The sequence below is a fragment of the Nonomuraea sp. NPDC050733 genome, from assembly GCF_040654215.1.
Classification (GTDB): Bacteria; Actinomycetota; Actinomycetes; order Streptosporangiales; family Streptosporangiaceae; genus Nonomuraea.
Genome location: NZ_JBFAHO010000010.1, coordinates 1 through 10731, shown reverse-complemented (window position 1 = coordinate 10731; position 10731 = coordinate 1). Strand labels below are relative to the sequence as shown.

9 protein-coding genes are annotated in these 10731 nt (G+C 73.2%); 6 read left to right on the top strand and 3 right to left on the bottom strand.

The genetic code is table 11. From position 1 onward, the window contains the following. Window positions 1-166, top strand: a 166-nt coding sequence (locus AB0H64_RS18735; protein ID WP_357626207.1) for an excalibur calcium-binding domain-containing protein, incomplete at its 5' end; no start/stop codon positions are given. Here the strand turns inward: AB0H64_RS18735 and AB0H64_RS18730 are convergent. The 3 genes from AB0H64_RS18730 to AB0H64_RS18720 all read right to left on the bottom strand — a co-directional run bounded on the left by AB0H64_RS18730 (window position 163) and on the right by AB0H64_RS18720 (window position 4110). Then, complete coding sequence (locus AB0H64_RS18730) at window positions 163-1548, bottom strand: NCS2 family permease (protein WP_357625749.1); 1386 nt, start codon at window positions 1546-1548, stop codon at window positions 163-165. The two genes, AB0H64_RS18735 and AB0H64_RS18730, sit on opposite strands and share 4 nt — an antisense overlap. Before the next feature lie 53 nt (window positions 1549-1601). Continuing rightward, window positions 1602-1835, bottom strand: coding sequence for an EF-hand domain-containing protein (locus AB0H64_RS18725; protein WP_310715935.1), 234 nt, complete (start codon window positions 1833-1835; stop codon window positions 1602-1604). Between the two features lie 70 nt (window positions 1836-1905). Next, window positions 1906-4110 carry a molybdopterin cofactor-binding domain-containing protein gene (locus tag AB0H64_RS18720; protein ID WP_357625747.1) on the bottom strand — a complete coding sequence of 735 codons (2205 nt, stop codon included), beginning with the start codon at window positions 4108-4110 and terminating at the stop codon, window positions 1906-1908. Window positions 4111-4205: 95 nt separating this feature from the next. Here AB0H64_RS18720 and AB0H64_RS18715 point away from each other — a divergent pair, with 95 nt between their 5' ends. From AB0H64_RS18715 to AB0H64_RS18695, 5 genes are all read left to right on the top strand, one after another. Then, window positions 4206-5738, top strand: coding sequence for a helix-turn-helix domain-containing protein (locus tag AB0H64_RS18715; protein WP_357625744.1), 1533 nt, complete (start codon window positions 4206-4208; stop codon window positions 5736-5738). Between the two features lie 336 nt (window positions 5739-6074). Continuing rightward, a complete protein-coding gene (locus AB0H64_RS18710; RefSeq protein ID WP_357625742.1) occupies window positions 6075-7358 on the top strand; it encodes a helix-turn-helix transcriptional regulator in 1284 nt (427 codons plus the stop codon). 44 nt (window positions 7359-7402) lie between these two features. Continuing rightward, the gene (locus AB0H64_RS18705) at window positions 7403-8023 is read left to right on the top strand and encodes a copper resistance CopC family protein (protein WP_357625740.1); all 621 of its coding nucleotides are present in this window, start codon (window positions 7403-7405) and stop codon (window positions 8021-8023) included. Continuing rightward, the gene (locus tag AB0H64_RS18700; protein ID WP_357625737.1) at window positions 8020-10005 is read left to right on the top strand and encodes a cytochrome c oxidase assembly protein; all 1986 of its coding nucleotides are present in this window, start codon (window positions 8020-8022) and stop codon (window positions 10003-10005) included. Before AB0H64_RS18705 ends, AB0H64_RS18700 begins: the two co-directional genes overlap by 4 nt. Before the next feature lie 224 nt (window positions 10006-10229). Beyond that, window positions 10230-10616 carry an ATP-binding protein gene (locus AB0H64_RS18695; RefSeq protein ID WP_357625734.1) on the top strand — a complete coding sequence of 129 codons (387 nt, stop codon included), beginning with the start codon at window positions 10230-10232 and terminating at the stop codon, window positions 10614-10616. The last annotated feature ends 115 nt before the right edge of the window (window positions 10617-10731 follow it).

The following is a 10731-nucleotide window of genomic DNA, read 5'->3' as shown; positions in this document are numbered from 1 at the left end:
GGGCACCCAGACCGGCCGCCGCGTTCCCGACCGCAAGTACGCCAGTTGCAAGGAGGCCGTGGCCGCCGGCCGCGGCCCGTACACCAAGGGCGTGCACGAGGAGTACTCCTGGTACGTCGACGCGGACGGCAACGGCGTGGCCTGCAACTCCGGCGACATCCGCTAGGCCGCCCACCCCCGCAGGGCCTCGATCGCGTAGTACGCAAGGAAGATCGCCGACACCACCCACAGCAGCCACGGGATCTCCGCGAACTTCCCGCGCGCCGCCTTGATCAGCGTGTACGAGATCACCCCCGCGCCCACCCCGTTCGTGATCGAGTACGTGAACGGCATCAGCGCGATCGTGAGGAACGCCGGGATGGCCATCTCCAGGTCGTCCCACGGCACGTTCCTGCTCTGCATCATCATCAGCGCCCCGACCAGCACCAGCGCCGGAGCCGCCGCCGCCGCGGGCACCACCCCGGCCAGCGGCGTGAACAGCAGCGTCAGCCCCATCAGCGCCCCGGTCACGACGGCGGCCAGGCCGGTCCGCGCGCCCTCGCCCACACCGGCCGCCGACTCCACGAACACCGTGTTGGCCGACGAGCTGGTCGCCCCGCCGATCACGCCGGCGATCCCGTCCACCGTGAGGATCCGCCCGAGCCTCGGCACCCGCCCTTGCTCGTCCACCATCCCGGCCTCGTCGCTCACGCCGATGATCGTGCCCATCGCGTCGAAGAACCCCGACAGCACCAGGGTGAACAGCACCACGGACGCCGTCAGCACCCCCGCGCGGGCGAACCCGCCGAACACGTCCACCTGCCCGACCAGCCCGAAGTCGGGCAGCGCGACCAGCTTCTCGGGCACCCGTGGCCGCACCACGCCCCACGAGCGGGGCTCCACACGGGCCACCACGTCCACGATCACCGCCAGGACCGCGGTGACGACGATGCTGATCAGGATCGCCGCCGGCATCCTCCGGACGTACAGGACGATCATCAGCAGCAGCCCGAAGCAGAACAGCGTGACCGGCCACCCCGTCAGGTGACCGGTCGAGCCGAGCTGCACCGGCGTCCCCGAGCCCGCCGTCACGAAGCCCGCGTCCACCAGCCCGATCAGCGCGATGAACATCCCGATCCCCACGCTGATCGCGTGCTTGAGCGCGAGCGGGATGGCGTTCATGATGAGCGCGCGCAGGCCCGTGACCGCCATCACGATGATGACCACGCCTTCGAGCACGACCAGGCCCATGGCCTGCGCCCACGTCATGTACGGCGCGGCCTGATAGGCGACGACCGCGTTCAGCCCGAGCCCGGCGGCCAGGCCGAACGGCGCGTTGCCGACGAAGGCCATCAGCAGCGTGCTGAGCGCGGCCGCCAGCGCGGTGGCCGTGGTGAGCTGCACGATCGTCAGCCTCGCCCCGGTCACGTCATGGGCGCCGGCGAGGATGATGGGGTTGAGCAGGACGATGTACGCCATCGCCATGAACGTCGTGAGACCGCCGCGCACCTCGCGCCCGACGGTCGTCTCCCGTCCCGTCAGCTCGAACACCCTGTCGAGCACGGACATCCCCCTTCGCCATGAGGGGGACTGCCGGTGCCCTTACCCGGCGAAAGAGCCGATCATGCCTGCTCGTGCCGGCCGCCGCCCACCAGCGCGACGAACTCCTCCAGCCCGATCCGGCCGTCGCCGTCGCTGTCGGCCGCCGCGATGAACGCCTCGACCTCCTCGTCGGTCACGCCCTGACCGCCCAGCGCCTGGTTGACCTGCCGGATCTCGGCCGCGGTCAGCAGGCCGTCGCCGTCGCTGTCGAACCGCTCGAACTCCGCCTTGGCCGCTTCACGCGCGTCCGCCATCGGATACCCTCCCCGTCGTCGGCCCCCTGACCCCGGCGGGAGTGGCCTCGCCGCCGTTGGGAGCCTGTCGTCAGACCGCGTCGTCGGACCGGTCCCAGAACAAGGCGATATCTTCGGGTCTGATCGGAACACGCGTCAACTCTCGTCCCGTCGCCGCGCGCACCGCCGCGGCGACGGCGGGCGTGGACGACAGCGTCGAAGGCTCGCCCGCGCCACGCAGCCCGTACGGCGCCGCCGGGTCCGGGTTCTCCAGCACGCGCAGCCGCATGGGCGGCATGTCCAGGATCGTGGGAATGAGATAGTCGGTGAACGACGGGTTCAGCACCCGGCCGTCGCGCACCTGGATCTCCTCCATCAGCGCCAGCCCGAGCCCCTGCGCCGAGCCGCCGTGGATCTGGCCCTCCAGCGCCTGCGGGTTGAGGACGCGGCCCACGTCCTGCACGGCCGCCAGCTCGACCACCTTGACCAGGCCCAGCTCCACGTCCACGTCCACGACGGCCCGGTGGACGCACAGCGCGAGCTGCGTGTGCGAGTCGCCCTGTCCCGTCTTCGGGTGCATCGGGTACGTCGGCCGGTGCCGGTACTCGCGGGTCTCCTCGATGGGGCCGAACTTCTCCAGCGCCTCCCGCGCGGGCAGCCCCTCGAACCGGGCCCGCACGGCCTCGCACGCGGCCTTGACCGCGCCGCCCGTCACGTACGACTGGCGGGAGGCCGACGACGAGCCGGCCGAGCCCACCGTGGTGTCGGCCGTCGCCACGGTCACGTGCTCGACGCCCAGCTCGGTCCGCGCGATCTGGGACTGGATCGTCACCAGCCCCTGGCCGACCTCCGCGGCGGCGGTGTGCACGGTCACGTGCGGCTCCCCGCCGACCAGCTCGGCCCGCACCCGGGCCGTCGAGTAGTCGTCGAAGCCCTCGGAGAAGCAGATGTTCTTGATGCCGACGCCGTAGCCGATGCCTCGCCGTACCGACTCGCCGTGGGTGGTCTGGGACACGCCGCCCGGCAGCATCCGCAGGTCGGAGCCGGAGCGCTCCGGCGGGAGCGGCATCGCCTCCAGCTCGCGCAGCATCCCGGCCAGCGGCGCCGGCGAGTCGATCACCTGCCCGGTGATGAGCGACGACCCCTGGGACACCGCGTTGCGCACCCGGATCTCCACCGGTGACAGGCCGCACGCCTCGGCCAGCCGGTCCATCTGCGACTCGTACGCGTAACACGCCTGCACCGCGCCGAACCCGCGCATCGCTCCGCACGGCGGGTTGTTGGTGTAGACGCCGGTCGCGTCCACCCGCACGTTCGGCACCTCGTACGGCCCGGCGCCAAGCGACGCGGCGTTGCCCACGACGGCGGGGGAGGAGGAGCAGTAGGCGCCCCCGTCGAGCAGGATGTCGGCCTTGACGTAGACCAGGCGGCCGTCGCGGGTGGCGCCGTGCTCGTAGCGCATGCGCGCCGGATGCCGGTGGACGTGGCCGAAGAACGACTCCTCCCGCCCGTACACGATCTTGACGGGCCGGTCCAGCCGCAGCGCCAGCATGCAGGCGTGGACCTGCATCGACAGGTCCTCGCGGGCCCCGAACGCGCCGCCCACCCCCGACAGCGTCAGCCGCACCTTCTCCGGCGGCAGGCCGAGGCAGGGCGCGAGCTGGTCGCGGTCCACGTGCAGCCACTGGGTGGCGATGTAGAGGTCGACGCCCCCGTCCTCGGCCGGCACCGCCAGCCCCGACTCCGGGCCCAGGAACGCCTGGTCCTGCATGCCGACCTCGTACTCGCCGGTGACCACGACCTCCGCCTCGAAGGTGTCGCCCACCCGCACCGGCTGGTGGCGCACGACGTCGCGGGACTCGCGCGGGTCCGTCACCGCGGGCCGCACCTCGTAGCCGACCACGATCGCCGCCGCGGCCCGCCGGGCGGTCTCCGGATGGTCGGCCGCCACCAGCGCCACCGGCTCACCCTGGTAGCGCACCTGGTCGACGGCCAGCACCGGCTGGTCCTTGACGTCGAGGCCGTAGAACTTCTCGCCGGGCACGTCCTCGTGGGTGAGCGCGGCCAGCACGCCCGGCATCGCCAGCGCCGGGCCCACGTCGATCGACCGGATCCACGCCGACGGGTGCGGGCTGCGCAGCGTCACGCCCCACACCATGCCGTCGAGCCACAGGTCGGAGGCGTAGGCGAACTCGCCCGTCACCTTCAGCGTCGCGTCGGGACGCGGAGCGCTCGCGCCGACGCCCCCGGTCCGGGGGCCGGCCCGGGTCCCGGCTCGCGTCTCCGTCTCGGTCATCCTTCGAGTACAGCACCGTCGCCGCGGCTGCTCCAATGCGCGGCGAGTGAAATCCCGGTCCGCACTCCACGGTGCGGACTTGTATATTCCTCCAAGTGCGCATCGGTGAGCTGCTGGCGGCGGAGGAGCTGCGGCTCCGGCTGCTCACCGGCGACCCCGGCGCCGAGTTCCGCGGCGTGCACATCACCGACCTGCCCGAGCCGGGCCGCTACCTGTCGGGCGGCGAGCTGGTGCTGACCGGGCTCATGTGGCGGCGCGGCCCCGCCGACTCGGCGCGGTTCGTCGCGGCGCTGGTGGCGGCCGGGGCGGCGGCCCTCGGCGCGGGCCTGGCCCGGCTCGGCCACGTCCCCGGCGACGTGGTGGCCGCCTGCGCCGACGCCGGCCTGCCGCTGCTGGAGGTGCCCACCGAGGTGTCGTTCGGCGCGCTGGCCGAGCTGGCCGGGCCCCGCCCGCCCGGCGGCCCGCGCGACCCCCGGGGCGCCCGCGACATCCGCGACGCCCGCGACGCGCTCGGCCGTCACCGCCGTCTCGTCGCCGCCGTCGCCGAGGGCGCGGGCCTGACCGAGCTGTTCGCGCTCACCGCCGCCGAGCTGGGCGTCACCGGAGCCGTCGTGTCCGCCTCCGGCGAGGTGATCGCCGGCGAGGCGGACGACCCCGTACGGCTGGCCCGCGCCTACCTCACCGCGCCCGTACTGCCCTGCCGGTCCGGCGCGCACACGGTGTTCGGCGTGGGCCGCGGCCACCGCGCGGCCGGCTGGCTCCTCGCCTGCGAGGGCGACCTGATGGACCGGGCCGACCTCGGCCACGAGCTGGCCGCCTGCGTGACCCTCGAACGCAACCGGATGGAGGAGGGCCGCCGGGTCGAGCGGCGGCTGGCCGGGCAGCTCGTCATGGCCGCCCTCACCGAGTCCGACCCGGCCGGCCTGGCCGCCCGGCTGCGCACCTGCGGCATCGGCGCCGACGAGCCGTACGTGGTGGCGAGCGCCGCCCTCCCCGGAGACGGCCCGCCGGGAAGCGCCGCCACGCGCGGCCCCGACGCGGCGACGCTCGGCGGGCGGGCGCTGGAGGAGCTGCTCGGCCGCGAGGTGGTGGCGGCGACCGGCGCCGACGGCGCGGTGGCGGTGGTGCCGCTGGGCGGCGCGAGCGCCGGCGAGCTGGCCGAGCGGCTGCGGCGGGGCGCCGAAGTGCTGGCCGCGCTGCCGGGCGGGCGGCTGCGCGTGGGGCTCAGCGGCGCGCTGACCGGCGCGGCGGCCCTGCGTGGCGGCATCGAGGAGGCCGCGCACGCGAGGCGGCTGGCGGATGCCCGCTCGGGCGGGGTGGTGACCAGCGACGAGATCTACACGCACGCGCTGCTGCTGGCCACGGTGCCGGGCGACGTGCGGCGCTCGTTCGCCGGCCGGCTGCTGGGGCCGTTGATCGACTACGACCGGCGGCACCAGTCGGACCTGGTGCGGACGCTCGGCACGTTCCTGGACTGCGCGGGCTCCTGGAACGCCTGCGGTGAGAGGCTGCACGTGCACGTCAACACCGTGCGTTACCGGATCGGGCGGGTGGAGGAGCTCACTGGCCGCGACCTGTCGTCGATGGCCGACCGGGTCGACTTCTTCCTGGCGCTAAGGGCCGGGTGATGAGGCGGCGCCGTGCCGGAGGCGCCTGATGGGGGGACATGCCCGCCGATGCCGCCTCGTGCGGAAGGCGGCACGGACCATGCCCACACCGTGGTGCGGCTCCGGCACCGATTCAGCGTTTGGTGCGGTCAGCAGCACATGGGAATGTCGAATTTCGCCATGATTTGGTCCGACTGGGATGGAGACGAGTCGGCTGTCGCGGCCGTAGCATTGCCTGCGACGGCCACACCTGCCGTCAACAACGCAACGAGTACGGACAGGGCAATGCGCGTGCGCATGGGGGTTCTCCCTCGCCTATGGGTTGCTCGGACATCATCCTCTCAGGGAGCGGGACCTGTGACCACATCTGACCTGATCGGACTCCGTATCAAGACGGTGAGGCGGCAGCGTGGTCTGTCCCAGGCGCAGCTCGCGCATCCGGAGTTGTCGGACAGCTACGTCTCCCTGATCGAGAGTGGCAAGCGTACTCCGACGCCCGCCGTCCTTGAGCTCCTGGCCCAGAAACTGGACTGTTCGCTGTCCTACCTCCTCAACGGCGTGACAGCCGAGCAGATGGAGGACATCGAGCTCGCGCTCGGCTACGCGAGGATGGCTCTCGAGAACGGTGAGGTCCAGGAGGCCCGCACCCGTTTCGCCGAGCTGCTGGCCAACCACAACCTCGCAGGTCTCGCAGGACTGCGTCAAGACACCCAGTTCGGGCTGGCGCTGGCGCTGGAGGCGTGCGGAGAGCTGGAGGCGGCGATCTCCATGCTCGGCCGGCTGCAGGACGAGGACGTCAGCCCCGACAGGCGGATCGAGATCGCCGTCGCCCTGTGCCGCGTCTACCGGCAGAGCGACCGGCTCAGCGAGGCGATCAAGGTCGGGGAGGCCGTCCTCGGCGGCGCGGCCCGCCCGGCCTGGACCGACGGCATGGTGGAGCTCGGCGCCACGCTGCTGTCGGCCTACTTCTACAGCGGCGACCTGCTGCGCGCCCGCCAGTTCGCCGCCGAGCTGCTCAACGCCGCCGACATGCTGGGCACGCCCAGGGCGGTCATCGCCGCCAACTGGAACGCGGCGGTCGTGGCCGAGAGCGCCGGCCACGGTGAGGAGTCCCTGGCCTTCCTGGAGCGGGCCCTGGCCATCCAGTCGGAGACCGGCCAGCCGCGCAGCCTCGCCCGCACCCGCGTCGCCTACGCGGCCCTGAAGCTCCGCGTCCACCCGGAGGCCATCGACGAGGTCCGCGCCATGCTGCTGCGGGCCGAGGAGGAGCTCGCGCAGACCTCAGCGAGCACGCTCGACCGGGCCAACGCCCAGGTCGAGCTGGCCCGCGCCGAGGTCATGGCGGGCAACTACGAGCAGGCCGTCCGGCACGGCCGCTCCGGGCAGGAGCTGATGCCGACGACCGCGGGGGCGCAGGAGGCCGAGGCGCACCTGCTGCTGAGCCGCGCCTACGGCGGGCTCGGCCACGTCGCCGACGCCGAGCGCGAGCTCAACGCGGTGCGCGACTGGCTCACGCCGTTGCCCGACTCCCGTCGCGTCGCCGGCACCTGGTACGCCGCGGCGGAGAGCATGGAGCTGCTGGGCGACGCCGACGGCAGCGTCGAGGCCTACCGGCGAGCGCTCGCCTGCGCGGGGCTGTAACCGAGGTAGGGACCGGGCGGTGGCGTCGGTAGCCTGGAGATGCCATGAAGAGACCTCTGATCGCGGCAGTCACCGCGTTCCTCGCCGCCCTGTTCCTGCTCGGCACCGCCGGGCCCGCCCTGGCGCACGACTCGCTCAAGAGCAGCGACCCGGCCAAGGGGTCCACGGTCAAGACCGTCGAGCAGGTGAAGCTGGAGTTCAGCGCCAGGGTGCGGATGCCGTTCGTGATCGTCCGCGGAGCCGACGGCGCCCAGCACCAGGCGGGGGCGGCCGAGGCCGACGGGCCGGTGGTCCTCCAGCGGCTCAAGGAGACGCTGGCCGACGGCGCGTACACCATCGCCTACCGTGTCGTCTCCTCCGACGGCCACCCCATCGAGGGCGAGATCCCGTTCACCGTGAAGGGCGCTCCCAAGCCTGAGGCGCAGGCGTCCGAGACGGCGGCGGCCCAGCCGGTCGCCACGGCGTCGCAGCCGCCCTCCGCGGCCCCCGCCTCCTCCCCGGCCTCCTCATCCCCGGCCTCCTCGGCCCCCGCCGCGGCGGCGACGGCGCAGGCCGCGCAGGGCGCCTCCTCGGCCACGTTCCCCGTCTGGCTGCTGGTCGTCGTGGGCGCGCTGGCCGGGATCGGCGTCGGCTTCCTCATCAGCATGCGCAAGAAGCGGCCGTGACCAGGGCCGCGCGTCTCGCGCTCGCGGCGGCGGCAGCGGCGGTCGCCGCCCTGGTGATCGCCATGATCGTCGGAGGCGCGGCCTTCCCCCGGATCATCGCCGGCCTGCCCGACGCCGGCGTGCTCACCCGCTGGGGACTGCCGCTGGCCAAGCTGGCGATGGACGCCGCCGGAGTCCTCACCGTGGGCCTGCTCCTGGCGGCCACCGCGCTGCTGCCCAGCGACAAGGGAATGCTCGGCACGACCGCCACCGGCTACGTCCGGGCCTCCTCCTGGGCCGCTCTGACCTGGGCCGGCAGCGCCTTCCTCACCCTGGTCTTCGAGGTCTCCGACTCCTGGGGGCAGCCCGTCCTCCAGGCCGTCTCCACCGGCAACTACCTCAGCTCCTACGCCACCCAGACCAGCCAGGGCATCGCGCTGACGCTGGTCATCCTGTTCGCGGTGGCCATCTCGCTGTTCTCCCGGGGCGCCATCACCGCCGGCTCCTCGGCCGGGTTGCTGGTGTTCGCGCTGGTCACGCTGCTGCCCCCGGCTCTCACCGGGCACGCCTCCTCCTCGCCCAACCACAACCTGGCCACCTCCGCCCTGTCGCTGCACCTGCTGGCGCTCGCGCTGTGGGTCGGCGGCCTCCTCGTCCTCGCCCTGCACGCCGCCCGCCGCGAGCCGCGGCTCGACATCGCCGCCGCCCGCTTCTCCCGGATGGCCCTGTGGTGCTACATCGGCGTGGGCGTGTCCGGGGTGTTCAGCGTCGTCGCCCGGCTCTCCGCCGTCTCCGACCTGTGGACGTCGTCGTACGGCGTGCTCGTCGTGGCGAAGATCGTCGCGTTCGTGCTGCTCGGCTACGTCGGCTGGTGGCACCGGGAGCGCACCGTCTCCGCCCTGCAGGGCGGCCGGCCCGGCGCCTTCACCCGGCTGGCGGCCGGCGAGGCGCTGCTCATGGCGGCCACCGTCGGCCTCGCCGTCGCGCTGTCGCGCACCCGCCCGCCGGAGGTCAGCCTCCCCGCCGACCGGGCCTTCGAGCTGCTCGGCTTCCCGATGCCGCCGCCGATCTCCCTGGCCAACCTGGCCACGCTGTGGTGGCTCGACCTGTTCTTCGCGCTCGTGGCCGCCGTCCTGGCCGGTCTGTACGCCGCCGGGGTGATCAGGCTCCTGCGGCGGGGCGACGCCTGGCCGTGGGGCCGCACCGCCTCGTGGTTCCTGGGGGTGGCGATCCTCGTCATCGCCACGCAGAGCGGCCTGGCCCGCTACGCCAAGGTCATGTTCGACGTGCACATGATCGAGCACATGATCCTGGCCATGATCGTGCCGATCTTCCTCGTGCTGGGCGGTCCGGTCACGCTCGCCCTGCGCGCGCTCAAGCCGGCCGCCCGGCGCGCCGACCGCGGCCCGCGCGAGTGGCTGACCACGATCCTGCACAGCCGCTTCGTGAAGGTGGTCGGCCACCCGGGCATCGCCACCGCCCTGTTCATCGTCTCGACGTACGCGCTGTACTTCACGCCGCTGTTCGCCTCGGCCATGGAGGAGCACCTCGGGCACATCACGATGACCCTGCACTTCCTGCTCAGCGGGTCGCTGTTCTTCTGGGTCATCATCGGCGTCGACCCGGCTCCGCACCGCCTGCCGTACGTGGGCAAGCTGCTGACACTGTTCGTCACGATGCCGTTCCACGCGTTCTTCGGCGTCGCGCTCATGATGACCGGCACGGTCATCGCCTCCGACTGGTACGAGCAGCTCGGCCGCACCTGGGGCGGGCCGCTCATCGACGAGCAGCGCGACGGCGGCGCCATCGCCTGGGGCTTCGGCGAGATCCCCACGCTCATCGTGCTGCTGGCCATCGCCGTGCAGTGGTACGGCGACGAGGACCGCAAGGCGCGCCGCGCCGACCGGCGGGCCGACCGCGGCGCGCGCGACCCGGAGCTCGACGCCTACAACGCCTACCTGGCCCGCCTCGACCGCGCGGACAAGGCCGACCAGCCCGACTGACCGCGCGGGCGGGGCGCGTAGCCGTACGGGCAGGGCAATCTATCCTCCCGCCGTGCGCCTCCCACCCGCCAGGTAGCCTTGCCGTACGGGGAGATGGGCATCACCTTCCCGCAGGGATGTGCGAGACCTTGAGGGGGGCGCGCATCCGGCGCGTGACGCCGGTGTGGGGTCCGGCCAGGAGTCCGGGATGCCCAGGAAGGCGAGCAGAGGTGGAAGAAACGCGCATGCGTGAGGGGCGGGGCCTCGCCGAGACCCTCGAGAGCCAGTTGACGCAGTGGTCGGAGCGCACCGGCATCCGCGTGGAGATCTGGGCCCTGCCCGCCGCCGATGTGCCCGCCCCCGTCGCCCAGGCCGTCCTGGAGGCGCTGCGTGAGGCGCTGGCCAACGTGGAGCGGCACAGCGGCGCGAGCGTCGTGTCGGTGGCCGTCACCGCGGGCGCCGACGGCCTGCGCATGACCGTGAGCGACCACGGCCGCGGCTTCCCGCCGGAGAAGGCGGGGCGCGGCGTCGCCCGGATGCGGGCCGCCATCGCCGGGGTCGGCGGCAACCTGTCGGTCAGCAGCGTGAAGGGCGAGGGCACCACCGTCACCGCGGCGGTGCCCCGGCGCTGACCGCGGCTCCGCCGGCTAGGTGTATTGACCACGAGCGTTGTTAACAGTGGGGGTTGATCAAAGGAGAGGCCTCCGGTGTGGTGTAGGTGTCGAATCTTCACCGCGCGGAGGCCTC